Here is a 16,438-nt window from a genome sequence, read left to right as displayed (position 1 = left end):
CATGATGAAGAATCGACAGCGACAAAAGGATACTCTATTTTCGATCCTTATTTTTGGCAGTGCCTTTGCCGTCAATTTGCTGATTCAGAAGCTCTTTACCACGCAGACGCTGGTACCCATGATCTTTGTGTTCGGCGTGTTTTTGATCTCGCTGAAAACCCACGGGTATTGCTATGGCATCACGTCGGCAATTGTCAGCGTATTTGCGGTGAATTTTGCCTTTACCTATCCCTATTATGTCTTCGACTTTTTCGTGGAGGAAAGCATCTTATCTGCCGTCATTATGCTGGCAGTTGCCGTTTCCACCAGTACGCTGAACAGCCGCATTCGGGATCAGGAAAAGCTGCGGGCAGAAAGTGAAAAAGAGAGAATGCGGGGCAATTTGCTGCGGGCGATTTCCCATGATCTGCGCACACCACTCACCTCTATATACGGGTCCTCCTCCACGCTGATCTCCAAGTATGACGCGCTGCCAAAGGAGCAACAGCTCAAGCTGTTGGGAGAAATTCAGGAGGACAGCGAATGGCTCATCCGCATGGTTGAAAATCTTCTGTCGGTTACAAGAATCGACGGCGCGAAAGTGGAAGTCGTGAAGACACCCACGGTTCTGGATGAGCTGATTGACTCGGTTCTCATGAAGTTTTCCAAAAAGCATCCGAATCAGAAGGTCATCACACAGATACCGGAGGAATTTGTGGACATTCCCATGGATTCGCTCCTTATTGAGCAGGTGCTGATGAATCTTCTGGAAAACGCCGTGTTCCACGCAAAAGGCATGACGGAACTGATGCTTTCCGTTTCCCTTGCGGGGGACAAGGCGGTATTTGAGGTTTCTGACAACGGCTGCGGCCTCCCGGAGGATGCGCTTCAAAAGATTTTCACCGGAAGCTATGAAAAGTCTGCCGCACCGGTGGACGGGACCCGCCGCAATATGGGGATCGGACTATCTGTATGCGCCGCCATCGTCAAAGCGCACGGCAGTGACATTACCGCAGAAAACAGAAAGGGCGGCGGTGCGGTATTCCGCTTTGCACTGGAAAGAGGGTGTGAGGACGATGGGCAATAACAAGTACAAGATCCTGATCGTAGAGGACGAGGCCAACATCCGAAGCTTTATCAAAGCCAATCTGGAAACCAGTGACTATCAGGTGCTCTGCGCGGAAACCTGTGCGCTCGGCATGATGATGTACGCCTCCCATCATCCGGATCTCATCGTTCTGGATCTCGGTCTGCCGGACAGAGATGGCATGAGTCTGATTCAAGAGGTGCGAAAGACGGACACTGTACCCATCATCGTGCTCTCCGCCCGCTCCAACGAGCGGGACAAGGTGGAGGCGCTGGATCTGGGGGCGAATGATTATATTACCAAGCCCTTTGGTACGGAGGAATTGCTGGCCCGCATCCGCGCCGTTCTCCGCAGCCATCGGCACAGCGAAGAGAAGGAAAGTTCCCCCGGCGGAAAATTCCGCCTTCAGGACTTGCTGATCGATTATGATACGCGGCAGGTCTTTGTTGGCAAAGAGGAGATCGACCTGACCCAGACGGAGTACAACATCATGGTATTTCTCTCCGTTCACGCCGGGAAAGTGCTGACGTATGCCGCCATCATCCGCGCGGTTTGGGGGTATTCCGACTATGGCAGCGTCAAGAAGCTGCAAGTCAATATGAAGAACATCCGCAAGAAAATGGGCGTGACGCCCGGCGAAAAGCGCTATATCATCAATGAGCTTGGCGTCGGCTACCGGATGCTGGCGGAGGACGAATGAAAGGCGGCTTATACAGCAAGTCTTCAACATTTTTTGATAGTTTTTATAACTATAAGGAGGCCCTATGAAAAAAAGTATCATCATACTGCTCACGTTTGTTTTGACATGTTCGATCTTTCCTTCCGCAAAGGCGGCGGATACAGCCCACGCCGCCGCGCCGATCGATCCGCTGGTATACCAGCAGATGCTGGGAAAAGGCATGGATGTTGATTGGTGTAAAACTGCCGCTGGTATGTCGCTTTACCGCTCAGATGTCCCCAAAGACTTTAAGCAGGCCGGAATATCCCATGTCCGTATCCGGGTGAAGGACGAGGCTACTGCAGGGGTTCTGGCACTGCTGGAGCGGCAGGTCAGCGACTGTCTGGAGACTGGACTGATCCCCATTATTGCCTATCAAGCCGATGAACTGAAAAAAGACCCATCAGACAAAAATCTCCGCCGGGTCGAAGCATGGTGGAGAACCGTCTCAGAGCATTTTCAGGATGAGTCGTTCCTGCTGTCCTTTGATCTTATCATCGAAGTGACCGATGCTTTGAAGAACCAGCCGGAACGTCTTAACGAGATTTATGAGCGGCTGGTATCGGTAGTCCGGGAGAGCAATCCGGAGCGGATCGTTATGATCTCGCCGCGTTTGCGGTCTGACGCGACATATCTGCGGGATCTCACCATTCCCTCGGCGGCGAATGGATACCTGATGGCGGAATGGCATTTTTATGCCTCCGGTCCTTCCAAAGAGAACCCACGCAAGCTGTGGACCAGTGGGACTGCCGAGGAAAAGGCGCTGATTCAGGAAAAGATCGATTTGGCCCTCCAATGGCAGGAGGAAACAGGAGTTCCTACTTGGGTGGGGGCATGGATGCCAGGGAATTACAATGAAGGAAATACTTACACTGTAGACGAGCAGGTTGCTTTCGCCTCCTATATGACACAATCGTTGACGGATGCGGGCATCCCCTTTGCGATCAATGCAGACAGCCATTTTTATGACCGTGAACAACATAAGTGGCTGGAGGACATGCAACCTGTTTTTATGGCGATCTATGGGGCGCAGGCGCTTCCATTTCAGGATGTGCCGGAAGGTGCATGGTATCAGTCTGCGGTGTCGTATGTTTACCGGCGTCAACTGTTTTCCGGTATCTCAGCAACCATCTTTTCTCCTCAGCACGCCATGACCCGGCAGCAGATGTGGATGGTCATGGCAAGACTAAAAAATGTGCGTCCCCAGTCCATGGAAGAGGCTCGGCAATGGGCTGTATCCACAGGGCTCAGTGACGGAAGTAATCCCATGACAGAGGTCACCCGGCAGCAGATGGTTACCTTTTTGTGGCGTCTCTCCGGTTCTCGCGATACGCAAAATACACTGGATCAATACAACGATTTTACCGAGATCGCACCCTATGCGACCAAAGCCATGGGGTGGGCGGTGGAAAAGGGACTACTCAGCGGCACGACTCCCCATACGCTGACTCCAAACGGAGCTGTAACCCGTGCACAGGCAGCGGTGATTTTAGCCCGATATGATGCGATACTCTGAGACTACGTCTGTCATCCAGAACCTTTGGCGCAATCGGACCGTAGGAGGTAAGACCTCGGCACTCTCTCTGCCGCTGAAGCCTATACAACGATAGATTAAATTTCAGTTCTCTACCTTTTCATTGGAAGAGGCCCTAAAAAATTTTAATGAGGATATTTAGTCGCATCGCAAAGGCATTATAGCATATTCTATCTGGTAAAAAAGAGTGGGATAAGATAATACGATTTAAGAGTACAGATTGTTAGATGGAAAGTCAAGATTTGCATTGAAAATCAAACACAAGCTGTTGTCAGTATGATCCAGAGCGGTCTGCGAAGTGCTCCACTGCTCCGGGCTCCGTAATGGGACTACGCAGTGCTTCGGCACTGCGGCACAGGAGGGAACTGCATCCGCAAATGCGGACGCAGCTCCCTCCTGCTTTTTCGCTCACAGCTTATTCAGTTTTTGCGTGACTTCATCCACAATGCGCTGACGCTCCTCTTCACTCTGTGCTCTGTTGTATTCCTTCAACGCATCGTCCCGCAGCGTCTCCATTTTCCGGGACCACACTTCAAACACGCCCTTGCTCATCGTCCCCTTTCGGGTACGGGCAAAATATTTTTTGTAGCTTCCTTTGCGCGTGCTTTCGAAGTACGATCTATGGAATAGCGTTTCGGACGTTATTTGCTCCTTCACCATAGATGACTATTTCACTTGTGGTATTCTTTGATAACAGCATCGCAAAATCTGACTAAGTTTCCTATCGCAATTAAGATTTGCCCACATTTTGAACCCTGCTCAGAAGATGGTGAACGCTGAATCCACTCTGCTGCAAGGGCTTTGACCACACAAACAGCCACAGACCTGCGTGGAATATGTGGAAACGACAGATTCAAAAAGTGCTGGAAAGCAAACGAAACGGAATAGAAATGACCATAAACGAACGAAAAATATTATAAAAAGTTTCAAATGTCGGTTGACGTGCAGGGGGTCACAGGTTCGAGTCCTGTATCGTCCACCAAACAAATCCCTTAGAGCCGCAAGGCTTTGAGGGATTTGTTGCTGCGCTGAAATGGTGTTTACCCTTCATCTTACCCTTTACAGAAAATCTTTGCGACCGGATTTTCCGCGTATTGGTGGATCGTGGTGCACAGTTCCTGTCCGATCCGGATACGGCCTGCGGTTAACAGGCAGAGCTCTTACAAGGCTGCCTGAGATAGAAACGCCCGGTATACCGCCAGTCCGTCCACCGTGCCCGTGTAGTGGTCCTCTGCCAGCCGCTCCGGGTGCCATTGGATCCCCCAAACCGGCAAGGTTTTGTGTCGGAAGGCCTCTACTACGCCGTCCTCCGCCCGTTGCAAAACCTCCAAACCGGTTCCCAGGCGGCCAATGATCTGGTGGTGGCAACTGTTGACCATACAGCGCTCTCCGTATAGCTCCCACAGAAAGGACGGTGCATTTTGGACGCTGTGGAGCCGGTCAACGCCTTCTATGGCGCTGTGTCCTGGCCAGTCCTGCACCAGATCGCCGCCGAAAAACACATTGATGGTCTGCATTCCCCGGCATATACCCAGGACCGGCTTGCCAAGGGCCGTAAAATCCGCCAGCAGCTCCAGTTCCAGCGCGTCCCGTTCCGGCTCCAGATCCCGGCAGGCTGTGTTTTTCTGGCCGTAACGCCAGGATTCCATGTCCCCGCCGCCGGGCAGCAGCAAGCAGTCGCAGTCCGCTGACCGGCTCCCGAAGCAGGGAGTCCCTCCGGCACGTTCCACCGCCAGTGTATAGTTTTGGTAAGCTGCGGCATCACCAAGAATATAGACCCGCAGGGCCATAGCACTTCCTCCTTCTTCATCCGCACGGGTAAGATATGCTCATTCTATGCTGTGTTCCTTCGCCGTGCAAGTATTTCTCTTGCAATAGCTGTGAAAATATGTCATAATATCTAACGCAGTCCCCACAGAGTTTGGATTTGACCGCCTGTGTGCGGCGGGTAAATGGGGTTGCTTGGAGATGTACCCAAGTGGCTGAAGGGTCCGGATTCGAAATCCGGTAGGCGCCGCAAGGCGTGCGGGGGTTCAAATCCCTCCATCTCCGCCAAATTAGACAAAAGCTGTGTATAACCTATGTTATACACAGCTTCTGCCCTTTTAACAGGGCAAACACACAAATTTGACCTGCAAACTGTGCAAAATAATGGCACGGGAGAAAATGAAATAATCTATATTCCTATGTTTTATCTCTTGAATGGGGTAACACATGGGAATTTTTGCTTTTAGGAGGAATAAAGCATGAGAATACCATATGGTTTTGAGTTGATCAGCGGCGGGACACTTGAAGTCAACAAGGATGAAGCAAATATCGTATCAATGATTTTTGATTTCTATATGGCAGGAGCAAGCTTGGGAAAAGTGGTGGATATGCTTCATTCAAAACAGATATCTTCTCCAACCGGAAAGTTGAAATGGACCCGCGCTACGGTAGATCATCTTCTTTCTAATGGCAAATATGTGGCTGTTGTCGGGTTGGAGAAATTCTTGGATGTGCAATTTGAGAAGGCTGCTCGCTGTAATATTGACTACGACAAGGATGGGGCACCGAGGAAAGATACGCGTTATGTGTCTCCTGCTGTGGTTCAGATTTAATTTGTCTTTTACAACTCTGAAAGTTATGCTACAATGACCTTGCGAGGTGATTGTGTGGCAAAGAAACTGAATCTGGTAGATATGTACGGAATTGGAGTTATGCTGGAATACCTTGTAGCTGAAGACAACCTTACCTGCGAGGAACGGGATCGAGTCATATTGCGAATTGCGCGGGAAAACGATATTGCCGAATATATGCTTTCAAATCTTGCCGGTTATGGAAGAAGTAAGCAAGAGGTGTTGAAACGGGCAGAGCGGAGGAAAAGCTCGGAATTACAGGGCAAAAAGCAAGATGAGAGCTATATCTCTCTGACCGAGATTGCCCGAGCTCACAGCGAGGATGCTCCAGGATATGTGATACAGAGTTGGCTGAGAAATGGAAATACTTTAGCATTCTTAAATCTCTGGGAACAGGAGAACAATCCGAATTATAGTGAGGTCGGTTATGCAGAACTTTCGAAGAGAAAGAAGAATGCCTCATTTACGTTGACACCAAAGTTATGGATTGACCAGACAAAGGCAATCGGCATCGTTTCCAAGCAGGGAAAAAACGGAGGAACGTTTGCCCATCCGATGATCGCCTGCGAGTTTGCCTCGTGGATTGCCCCGGAATTCAAGATGCAATTACTAAGGTTATCGCTGGATAAAACAAAATTGCGATGAGCGAATATCGGGTTGGGTTGCAGCTTCATATCGAATTTGCAGGAGAATGTTGAAAGAATTTATTGCAAAATGGATGGAAAAATAAACTGGATGTTCATAGAACAGAAACCAAGGTTTAGCGGAGTCTCGAACGAGATAAATTCATCAGCCTGACTGATTCGCTAAAGCCAAGGATAACGATAAAACTTGATACATTATGGTTGATATAGGCGGCACACTTATAAAATAAGTGGTCTATATATGATTGGTGGCAGATAGATGGGAGGACTATATTATGCCAACAACAATTGATAGCATGACAGGAGTAGAAATAAAATCTCCGTTTTTTGATACTGCTGTATCACTTGAGTTGTTTCCTGTCCATCCAAATGTGTTGAAAAATCCGAATGCACCGCAGAAAAATCGGGTGGCACTTATATATGGATCAAATGGAAGTGGTAAAAGCACAATAGCTCAAGGATTTAGGGAATACGCAGAATCTGTAGTACCAAAGACAGTAGAATTGAACCCTACAGCAGGAGCGGCGATTATTAAAATGTCCTCGGGAATGAAATCAGAAAAAATCTTTGTTTTTGATGAGAAGTATATTTCCCGCAATATTAAAGTACAGGAAAGCGGCTTGGGGACAATTGTCCTCTTGGGGGAACAAGTTGAGCTCGAAAAACGACTGGAAGAGCTGAAGGCGCAAATCGCTAAACTTCAAGCTAATATTGATTCTAAAGCCGAGAATGTTGAGAAGTTTAATTTGGTAAGTGATGTTATTTCCCCGGAATACTGGAAGGCTGCAATAACGAAAAAATTACAATCACCTGGTGGATGGGCTGAAACAAGCGGAATTCGAATAAAAAGAAATCAAATAAAAACTCGAGTTACAGATGCAGAAGTTGACCGGTTAGGACAATTGACCCCACAAAAGGACGAAACATTAACAAGAGAAAAATTCACAGAATTATTTAGCGTTTTTGATGGTATTGAAACCTCTGCATCGCCTGTTGCTCCAGAAATTCGAGCCATTGACATTCCAGAGAAAGTAGTAGAGGATACAAAAAGGCTATTAGCGGAAGCACCGCAAAAGCCGATACTGACCGAGCGTGAACAGGAGCTGCTTCAGTCTTTTGGAATCGAAGTGCTTTCAAATGCAAAAGGCTTTTTATCAGTAAAGGCAAATGAGATTTGCCCAACCTGCTTACAGCTGATTTCAGAAGAGCACCGAACAGAGTCTTTACGGCAGATTGAAAATATTCTAAACCGTGAAGTGGAGGAGTATCGCAAAGAGTTGGAAAGCCTGATCTTACCCGAAATTGAGGCAGAGCATTACCAGCGCTACAGTGTATTGGATTCTGAACTCCTCGGACAGATTATTTTGCAGATAGCCTCCGTCAACGCCATGATTGCCAGCCACAATAAAACTATCCGGAACAAAACTGCTGATCCTCTTTCTCCGATAGAATGTGTCGGCTCTGAAAAATTGATAACTGCGTATAAGCAGTTGAATAATCTTTTAGGCAAATTAGAAAGCAAGAGAGAATCCTTTAACCAGATTGTTACTAACAGGCAGACTACGGAAAAAGAACTGCTGAAATTAAATGATGAGATTGCTCATTATGTAATTTATACGGAGTATCAATCGTTGCTATCGCAAAGAACTGCAAAGCAAACCGCAGAAGAGGAATTGTACCAATTAATTCAGGCAAGGAAAGACCACGTCAAGGAGCAGCAGTTCTTGGACGCACAGCGGAAAAATCTTCAGATTGCAGTTGAGCAGATCAACAAATCGCTTTCTTATATCTTTTATAGCAATAGCCGGCTAAAATTACACCTCGAAAATGACCAGATGTATCATCTAACGGTAAACGGGAAAGATGTCTTTCCAGATAAGATATCATGCGGCGAGCGAAATGCTTTGGCGCTATGTTACTTCTTTTCAGAGATTGCAAAAGAAACCGAATTGCAAAAACTGTATCATGATGAGATGTTCGTGGTCATTGATGATCCTGTTTCAAGTTTTGATGTTGAAAATCGTGTTGGGATTTTGTCTTTCTTGAGGTATAAGTTAAACCAGATGCTTTCCGCTTGTGCGACTACAAAAGTTCTTATGATGTCGCATGATGTGAGCGTGATATTTGACTTACAGAAAGTCATGGATGAGGTTTCCGCAAATTGTGCTGAGGTTGGAAAACATGCGGAGTATTGCTCATTCCAGCTTGTGAATAAGAGAATAGTTCCGTTTAAAGCCAAGTCACATAACGAATATACGAGGTTAATGAAATGTGTCTATGAATATGGCCGCAATCCTGAACCTACGGCGGAGCTAACTATTGGCAATATGACAAGGCGAGTATTGGAAGCATTTTCGACATTCACATTTAAAGAAGGACCCGATAAAGTAAGTTTGAATCCACAGGTACTTGCCCTAATTCCAGACCAGAACAAAAGAGCTTATTTCCAAAACTCTATGTATAGATTGGTTTTAAACACGGAGAGCCATTTGCAGGAAGCCGTACAAGGAGCACCGGAGATGAGTTTCTTTAGTCATCTTACCGTTGAGGAAAAACAACGTACAGCCAGAGATGTCTTGTGTTTTATGTATTGTGTTAATCCAGCTCATGTGTTGGCTCACCTTCCCAATGCACGGAAAGAATTAGATAATTGGATGGCAAGTATAGGATGAGCAAATAACAAAAAGTTTCAATTAGATGCCAAAAGTCGTTGAATTCAGCGGAATTGGCAGCTTCTTATTACAGTATGTCGAGGATAAACCCCACGAGAACACAGAAGAAGGTGAAGTTGAGGTGAAAACAAATGGCCCAGAGTGATAAAATCCAACTGTTCGAGGACAAGCGCATTCGCACTGCGTGGGATGCGGAAAAGGAAGAATGGTACTTCTCCATTGTCGATGTGGTGGCTGTACTGACTGACAGTCCAAATCCTCAAACCTACTGGCGCGTACTTAAAAAGCGTTTAAAGGACGAGGGAAATGAAACCGTTACAAGTTGTAACGCTTTGAAAATGACCGCTGCAGACGGCAAACGCCGTCTGACCGATGTGGCTGACACCGAGCAGCTCCTCCGCATCATCCAGTCCATTCCTTCGCCGAAGGCAGAGCCGTTCAAGCTATGGTTGGCACAGGTTGGCCGGGAGCGTATCGAAGAAACCATCGACCCTGAGTTAACCATTGACCGGGCTTTAGAAACCTACCTCAAGAAAGGTTACACCCGCGAGTGGATCAACCAACGGCTGCAGGCCATTCAAGTCCGCAAAGAGCTAACAGATGAGTGGGATGCCCGTGGTGTACAAAAAGGCGTGGAGTACGCTATCCTCACGGACGAGATTTCCCGCGCATGGTCGGGGATGTCTACCCGCCAGTACAAAAACCTGAAAGGCTTGAAAAAGGAAAACCTTCGGGACAACATGACAACGCTGGAGTTGGTGTTGAATATGCTGGCGGAAGCAACAACCACACAGTTCTCAAAAGATCGCAAGCCAACGACTTTCCAAGAAAATCTGGCAGTTGCCAAAGCTGGCGGTCAGGTTGCCGGACGGACAAGAAAAGATATTGAGTCACAGTCAAATATGCCGATCATCTCCCCTAAGAATGCAGTACAACTCAATCAAGTAATAACTGATTTGCTGGAGGATGCGACTTCGGATTTGCCGAAAAAAGCGGACGATAAGTAAACTTTGGCGTTCTTTGTAGTACATAGATATTTTCAAATGGCAAAAACAAAAATATCCGAATTGAAGCCACCTGACAAAAGAACCAGGACATTCTTATGAATGTCCTGGTTCTTTTTTTATAACGTTTTTTGAAAGTAAATAAGCACAATACAGATCGCTCTCATTTACTGTGCGATCTTGCTTTCCGCGCTGCCGACTACCATTTTGGTCAGGGCGAACAGGGCGATGACGTTGGGAATGACCATGAGGTTGTTGAACATATCCGTCAGCTCCCACACCAGATCGTTGCTCATCATGGTGCCCATCAGGATGAACACCAGGGCGATGAGGGTGTAGATCACGGTGCAGGCCTTGGGGTTCTTCTTGCCGAAAAGCCAGATGGCGTTGATCTTGCCGAACAGGTTCCAGCTCAGAACCGTGGAGAAAGCGAAGAAGAACAGGCAGATGGCCACGAACTTGGCGCCCAGGCCGGCACCCATCACGGAGCCGAAGGCGGTCTGGGCCAGGTTGGTCTTGCTGAGGGTGGAAGTCACATCGCCCACATAGCCGCCCGCCAGAGGGCCGTCAGCAGTGTAGAGGGTGCAGATGATGACCAGCGCATTGAGGGTCAGGACCACGAAGGTGTCGATGAACACGCCGATCATGGCCACCACGCCCTGGTCGTGGGGGTCCTTCACGTTGGCCTGAGCGTGGGCATGGGGGGTAGAGCCCATACCGGCCTCGTTGGAGAACAGGCCCCGCTTGGCGCCCTGGGAAACGGCCTGCTTGATGGCATAGCCGAAGGTGCCGCCCACGATGGCCTGGGGCTCAAAGGCATACTTGAAGATCATGCCGATGGTGGCGGGGAGATACTGGATGCGGAAGATGAGGACGATGAGGCCGCCCAGCAGGAAGATTGCCGCCATAATGGGGACGATTTTTTCCGTAACGGCGGCCAGCCGCTGAACGCCGCCCAGGAAAATGATGCCGCAGATGATGACCAGCGCCACACCCACGATCCAGGAGGGGATGCCAAAAGCGGTCTGGAAGCACTCGCCGATGGAGTTGGACTGCACCATGCAGCCCATGAAGCCCAGAGCCAGGATGATGGCCACGGCGAAGAAGGTGGCCAGGAACTTGCCGAAGCCGCCCTTGAAAGCGGTGGTGATGTAGTAGACGGGGCCGCCGTGGATGGTGCCGTCAGCGGCCTTCACCCGGGTCTTGATGGCCAGCGTGGATTCAGCATAGATGGTGGCCATGCCGAAGAAGGCAATGACCCACATCCAGAAGATGGCGCCGGGGCCGCCGGTCAGAATAGCACCGGATGCGCCTACGATGTTGCCGGTGCCCACCTGAGCGGCAATGGCGGTGGCCAATGCCTGAAAGGAGCTCATGCCGCTGTCATGCTTTTTGCCGTTGAGGGTCAGATTGCCGAAGACTCTGCGCATACCCTCGCCGAAGCAGCGGACCTGAATGAAGCGGGTCTTGATGCTGTACCACAGGCCGACAGCCACCAGCAGAAAGACCAGAATGTAGTTGGACAGGTACGTGTTGACGCTGCATACAGCGGGATAAAGCGCAGCGTCCAGTTTTGCGACGATCGATTCCATAGTTTTTTCCTCCTGCACACGGTTTCACCGACGGCGGGATCTTTGCCGCGGTGATAAAAACGGAGCGGCTGGCAATGCAGCCGCTCCGAAGAACGCAGTACAGGAGATCGACGCAGCCCCGCCGCAAACGGTGAAGCCTGCGGCCTGCCTGACGGATCTCTCCGCCTCGCCTGCCGCTGCGTCAGATCACTCTGTCCTTTTACCTGAGAGATTCAGCGGTCATGCCGCCTTTCACCTTCGGTACCCGGTGAGCCGGGATTCTCCAGAGCCGCATCCACCCATAGTCCTGTCCGCACGGCGGACACCTGAGAGTTTTACTCCTTCGGTAGACTTACGTCGTTTTCCTATGGGCTTCCATTGCCGGTATTCCGTTGTTGAAGATAGCCGTATCCTATCATATGCGCCGCGGAATGTCAACTGTCCGCACATGGTGGAATGTCTGAAATATTTGAGGTTTTCCAGAGAAATTTGTGCATACGGGAGAAAAAAGCGGTCCCTCTTTTCGGAAGGACCGCTTTTCGGTATGCAGCTGATCAGAAATCTGCGCTGCCCACAGTGCGGGGATGCAGCTCCACGTCACGGATGTTGTTCACACCGGTGAGATACATCACCATCCGCTCGAAGCCCAGGCCATAGCCTGCGTGACGGCAGGAGCCGTAGCGCCGCAGGTCGCAGTAATACTTGTAATCCTCCGGATTCATGCCCAGCTCCTTGATGCGGGCTTCCAGCACATCCAGACGCTCCTCGCGCTGGCTGCCGCCGATGATCTCGCCAATGCCAGGCACCAGGCAGTCCGCCGCGGCCACGGTTTTGCCGTCATCGTTCAGGCGCATATAGAAAGCCTTAATGTCCTTGGGATAGTCGGTGACGAATACGGGACGCTTGAAGATGTGCTCTGTCAGGTAGCGCTCATGCTCGGTCTGCAGGTCGATACCCCACTCCACGGGATAGTCGAACTTCTCGCCGCTCTTTTTCAGCAGGTCCACCGCTTCCGTGTAGCTCACCCGGCCGAAGTCGGAGGAAGCCACGTGCTCCAGCCGCTCCCGCAGGCCCTTATCCACGAACTGGTTGAAGAAGTCCATCTCCTGAGGGCACTGCTCCATCACATAGCGGATGATATACTTGATCATGTCCTCGGCGGTATCCATATAGCCGTTCAGATCGGTGAAGGCCATCTCAGGCTCCACCATCCAGAACTCAGCGGCGTGACGCTGGGTGTTGGAATTCTCCGCACGGAAGGTAGGACCAAAGGTATAGACATTGCCGAAGGCCATGGCGAAGTTCTCGGCGTTCAGCTGACCGGACACCGTCAGGCTGGTCTTCTTGCCGAAGAAGTCCTGGCTGTAGTCCACCTGCCCGTCCTCCGTCTTGGGGACGTTGTTCAGGTCCAGCGTGGTCACCTGGAACATCTCGCCGGCGCCCTCGCAGTCGCTGGCGGTGATGATGGGGGTCTGTGCGTAGACAAAGCCGCGATCCTGAAAGAACTTGTGGATGGCGTAGGCCGCCGCGCTCCGCACCCGGAAGGTGGCGGAGAACAGGTTCGTCCGGGGACGCAGATGCTGGATGGTCCGCAGGAACTCTACGCTGTGGCGCTTTTTCTGCAGGGGATAGTCCGGAGTGGAGATGCCCTCCACGGCGATCTCGGTGGCCTTCAGCTCCAGTGGCTGCTTGGCATCCGGTGTCAGGGTCACAACGCCGGTGACGATCAGGGCCGCGCCTACGTTCTGGGCGGCGATGTCCTTATAGTTAGAGAGGGCCTCTGCCTCCATCACCACCTGAAGATTGCGGAAGCAGGAGCCGTCATTCAGCTCGATGAAGCCGAAGCCCTTCAGATCCCGGATGGTGCGGACCCAGCCGCCCACGGAAACGGTCTGACCGGAGAGCGCTTCGCTGTCTGCAAAAATTTTCGCGATTTTTGTGTAACTCATAGTTTGATCCGTCCTTTGTGTTGTTGGTACAATTATAAGCATAATACTCCTATTTTTCGTTCTTTACAAGAGGGAACCGCCATTCTTCCAGCAGAATCAGGGATTTTACGGCGAAAACATAAATTCCTCTTGAATTTTGGCCATTCATCCGATATAATGAACAACGTTAATGCCGGTGTGATGGAATTGGTAGACGTGACGGACTCAAAATCCGTTGGTAGCGATACCGTGTGGGTTCGAGTCCCACCACCGGCACCAAATAGAAACACCATCCGTCAGGGTGGTGTTCCTTTTTTGCTATGCAAAAGTGTAGCAAAATAAGAAATGTGCCACTTCCTCGCCCCTGCGGGGCAACCGGAAATGGTGCACGAAAACTTCATGCACATTTCGTTTGCGGTATGCGCTGTCCGTATGCGGCAGATCTTATGGGAAAACAGGAGGAAACCGCAGCGGTCAGGGTGGTCCTCGGAATTCTGTATAGATATTTTTCGCCAATATGTGCATAGTATAAGGACGTATGATGCGCTCTGTTCTGCACCGCAGAATGGACGAACACAGGAAAGGTAACGTAATTTATGAATCGGAAAAACCATCTGCTGGCGATCCTTGCGGCTGTCAGCTTCATCCTTGCCACCCTTACCGGCTGCGGCGGCAAAACAGAGCCGGACGTCCCGCAGCCAACGCCGGAACCTGTCGAATACGCCAATCTGACGGACGAGGATTCCCGTGCTCTGCTCTCCCGGCTGCTTGAGAACGCGGGCATAGACGAGACCCGGATCCGTGGCCTTTTTGACCGGGTGGACCAGTTCAACGCCAGTGTTAAGAGTGAATGGCTGACGAACGGCTTTGAGCGCGCTGTCCCCACCGACACCAAGTACGATCCCTATGAGATGCAGGATCTGTGGGTGGAGAAAAACGGCAGCTTCCCCGGCTATAACTGCCGCATTACGGCATTCAGCCTGTTCGGTGAGTTCGTCACCGTCGGAGCGGATCAGCCGAAGACTCAGGGAGAGGATACGCTTTTTCTGGATTTGGAAACGCTGACCGAAGATCCCGCCGTTCTCTGCGGAGACAGCACTGCTAAATTCTGCGCGCTGTTTGCGCCGGTGCCCGCCGCAGACAGTACGGACGTGGACGAGCAGGCCAAGACGCTTCAGGCGGGCTGGGCCGCCCGGGGCGTCGCATTCTCGGACAGCACCGCCCGGCTGATCTCCGTTGTCCTGCATGACAGGTTCTCGGACACGGAGAATACGCTGTTTGTGGGGCATGTGGGGGTGCTGCTGCCTGTGGAGGACGGGAGTTTCTGCCTGATCGAGAAGGTTGCCTTTCAGGAGCCGTACCGGCTGGTAAAGCTGCGAAACCGGGCGGAACTGCGCAATTATCTGATGGCAAAGTACGATACCTCCTGGGGACAGGATACCACCCGGCCCTTCATCATGGAAAATGACAGCCTGATGGCGGAGTGAGCGGCGGCACGGGACTGCGGATACCGTATCAGCAATCATACAGTAAAAATAATTGGTTTCCTTGAAAAACCGGCAGACGTGCGGAGCGTCTGCCGGTTTTTGTGTGCAGAACGTTGCACCGGGGCACATGTTTCTGTTGATGGCCGCATAGATTGGACAAGCAAAGGAGGAATCGCTATGCAGCTTTGGAAAAATACGGCTTTGACCTCGGTGGCGGCGCTGCTGGGGCTGTTTCTGCTGCCCTTGGCCGTAGCCCGGGAACCGGCGGAGTTGCCGGAGCATACGGAATTACCCCGGACGGAGCAGACGGCTCCGGTCCAGCCTGCGGTAAAGGCTGTTTATGACGCGGACCGGACCCTGCGGGTGCTGGACGGAGAGACTGTGCGGGAAATGACGCTGGCGGACTATCTGGTGGGCGTCACGGCGGCAGAGATGCCGGCGTCCTTTGCAGAGGAGGCGCTGAAGGCTCAGGCGGTGGCAGCCCGTACCTATACCCTTTACAAGCTGACAGCCGGCAGCAGCCATGGGGACACGGCGGACATCTGCACGGACTCTACCTGCTGTCAGGCGTATATCGCCATGGAGCAGGCCCGGGCCAACTGGGGGGCACAGGCGGACGCTTATGAGAAAAAGGTCCGTGATGCAGTGACATCTACCGATGGGGAGGCCATCCTTTACGGCGGCGTTCCAATTCTGGCGGTGTTCCATTCCAGTTCTGCGGGGCTGACCCGGGCTGCGGGGCAGGTGTGGCAGAACGATCTGCCCTACCTGAAGCCAGTGGATTCCCCCGAAGCCAAGGAGACCATCCCCAATTATTACAGCCGCGTAGACTTTACCCCGGCGGCGCTGAAGGAAAAGCTGCTGGCGAAGATCCCCTCTGCCGATCTCTCCGGGGACAAGAAAAGCTGGCTGAAAGATCCTATCCGGGACAGCGCCGGCAGCGTGGAGACGGTGGAGGTGGGGAGCGTGACGGTCCGGGGCGGTACGGTGCGCGCCGCACTGGGGCTGCGCTCCGCCTGCTTTGAATGGGAATTGCAGGACGGCAATTTTGTGTTTTACGTCACCGGCTACGGCCACGGCGTGGGCCTCAGTCAATACGGCGCGGATGCCATGGCGGAGAGCGGCGCGGACTATCAGACCATCCTGACCCACTACTATACCGGCGTGACGGTGGAGGTCTTCAACGGCTGAGTCAC

The 16,438-nt window shown here is 51.3% G+C and carries 13 protein-coding genes, 2 tRNA genes and 1 riboswitch; of the genes, 11 read left to right on the top strand and 4 right to left on the bottom strand.

Translation table 11 applies throughout. From position 1 onward, the window contains the following. Position 1: 1 nt before the first annotated feature. From H8Z83_RS07140 to H8Z83_RS07130, 3 genes are all read left to right on the top strand, one after another. Positions 2 to 1,066, top strand: a complete 1,065-nt coding sequence (locus H8Z83_RS07140; RefSeq protein ID WP_187014394.1) for a sensor histidine kinase — start codon at positions 2 to 4, stop codon at positions 1,064 to 1,066. Then, on the top strand, positions 1,056 to 1,766 hold the full coding sequence (locus tag H8Z83_RS07135) for a response regulator transcription factor (protein WP_187014393.1): 711 nt from the start codon (positions 1,056 to 1,058) through the stop codon (positions 1,764 to 1,766). The genes H8Z83_RS07140 and H8Z83_RS07135 overlap by 11 nt, the downstream gene beginning before the upstream one ends. A 64-nt stretch (positions 1,767 to 1,830) precedes the next feature. Further along, the gene (locus tag H8Z83_RS07130) at positions 1,831 to 3,300 is read left to right on the top strand and encodes an S-layer homology domain-containing protein (protein ID WP_187014392.1); all 1,470 of its coding nucleotides are present in this window, start codon (positions 1,831 to 1,833) and stop codon (positions 3,298 to 3,300) included. 426 nt (positions 3,301 to 3,726) lie between these two features. Here H8Z83_RS07130 and H8Z83_RS19865 read toward each other — a convergent pair whose 3' ends face one another. Together H8Z83_RS19865 and H8Z83_RS07120 are read right to left on the bottom strand one after the other, a co-directional pair. Beyond that, positions 3,727 to 3,978 carry a DUF6076 domain-containing protein gene (locus H8Z83_RS19865; protein ID WP_256435319.1) on the bottom strand — a complete coding sequence of 84 codons (252 nt, stop codon included), beginning with the start codon at positions 3,976 to 3,978 and terminating at the stop codon, positions 3,727 to 3,729. A 500-nt stretch (positions 3,979 to 4,478) separates the two neighbouring features. Continuing rightward, positions 4,479 to 5,108 carry a gamma-glutamyl-gamma-aminobutyrate hydrolase family protein gene (locus H8Z83_RS07120; protein WP_187014390.1) on the bottom strand — a complete coding sequence of 210 codons (630 nt, stop codon included), beginning with the start codon at positions 5,106 to 5,108 and terminating at the stop codon, positions 4,479 to 4,481. Between the two features lie 174 nt (positions 5,109 to 5,282). Here H8Z83_RS07120 and H8Z83_RS07115 point away from each other — a divergent pair. From H8Z83_RS07115 to H8Z83_RS07095, 5 genes are all read left to right on the top strand, one after another. Then, a tRNA-Ser gene (locus H8Z83_RS07115) sits at positions 5,283 to 5,373 on the top strand. Positions 5,374 to 5,564: 191 nt separating this feature from the next. Further along, a complete protein-coding gene (locus tag H8Z83_RS07110) occupies positions 5,565 to 5,918 on the top strand; it encodes a recombinase family protein (protein ID WP_187014389.1) in 354 nt (117 codons plus the stop codon). Positions 5,919 to 5,972: 54 nt separating this feature from the next. Further along, a complete protein-coding gene (locus H8Z83_RS07105; RefSeq protein ID WP_366463914.1) occupies positions 5,973 to 6,581 on the top strand; it encodes a KilA-N domain-containing protein in 609 nt (202 codons plus the stop codon). 274 nt (positions 6,582 to 6,855) lie between these two features. Continuing rightward, positions 6,856 to 9,252 (top strand): AAA family ATPase, encoded by a 2,397-nt coding sequence (locus tag H8Z83_RS07100; RefSeq protein WP_187014388.1) that lies wholly within the window; start codon positions 6,856 to 6,858, stop codon positions 9,250 to 9,252. Between the two features lie 131 nt (positions 9,253 to 9,383). Further along, positions 9,384 to 10,259 carry a BRO-N domain-containing protein gene (locus tag H8Z83_RS07095; RefSeq protein WP_187014387.1) on the top strand — a complete coding sequence of 292 codons (876 nt, stop codon included), beginning with the start codon at positions 9,384 to 9,386 and terminating at the stop codon, positions 10,257 to 10,259. A 164-nt stretch (positions 10,260 to 10,423) separates the two neighbouring features. Here H8Z83_RS07095 and H8Z83_RS07090 read toward each other — a convergent pair whose 3' ends face one another. Both H8Z83_RS07090 and asnS read right to left on the bottom strand, forming a co-directional pair. Beyond that, positions 10,424 to 11,848, bottom strand: a complete 1,425-nt coding sequence (locus tag H8Z83_RS07090; RefSeq protein ID WP_187014386.1) for an alanine/glycine:cation symporter family protein — start codon at positions 11,846 to 11,848, stop codon at positions 10,424 to 10,426. A 181-nt stretch (positions 11,849 to 12,029) separates the two neighbouring features. After that, positions 12,030 to 12,124: riboswitch (glycine riboswitch) on the bottom strand. Positions 12,125 to 12,381: 257 nt separating this feature from the next. Continuing rightward, positions 12,382 to 13,776, bottom strand: coding sequence for an asparagine--tRNA ligase (gene asnS / locus H8Z83_RS07085; RefSeq protein ID WP_187014385.1), 1,395 nt, complete (start codon positions 13,774 to 13,776; stop codon positions 12,382 to 12,384). A gap of 171 nt (positions 13,777 to 13,947) precedes the next feature. Here asnS and H8Z83_RS07080 point away from each other — a divergent pair. From H8Z83_RS07080 to spoIID, 3 genes are all read left to right on the top strand, one after another. After that, a tRNA-Leu gene (locus H8Z83_RS07080) sits at positions 13,948 to 14,034 on the top strand. Between the two features lie 317 nt (positions 14,035 to 14,351). After that, positions 14,352 to 15,242, top strand: coding sequence for a DUF4300 family protein (locus tag H8Z83_RS07075; RefSeq protein WP_243184802.1), 891 nt, complete (start codon positions 14,352 to 14,354; stop codon positions 15,240 to 15,242). A gap of 177 nt (positions 15,243 to 15,419) precedes the next feature. Next, complete coding sequence (gene spoIID, locus H8Z83_RS07070) at positions 15,420 to 16,433, top strand: stage II sporulation protein D (protein WP_187014384.1); 1,014 nt, start codon at positions 15,420 to 15,422, stop codon at positions 16,431 to 16,433. Positions 16,434 to 16,438 lie beyond the last annotated feature (5 nt).

Origin of the sequence: Dysosmobacter segnis (assembly GCF_014297285.1) — a bacterium.
GTDB classification, from domain to species: Bacteria; Bacillota; Clostridia; order Oscillospirales; family Oscillospiraceae; genus Oscillibacter; species Oscillibacter segnis.
Note: the sequence above shows the minus strand (reverse complement) of the source record. Positions and strands in the feature narration are given on the sequence as shown.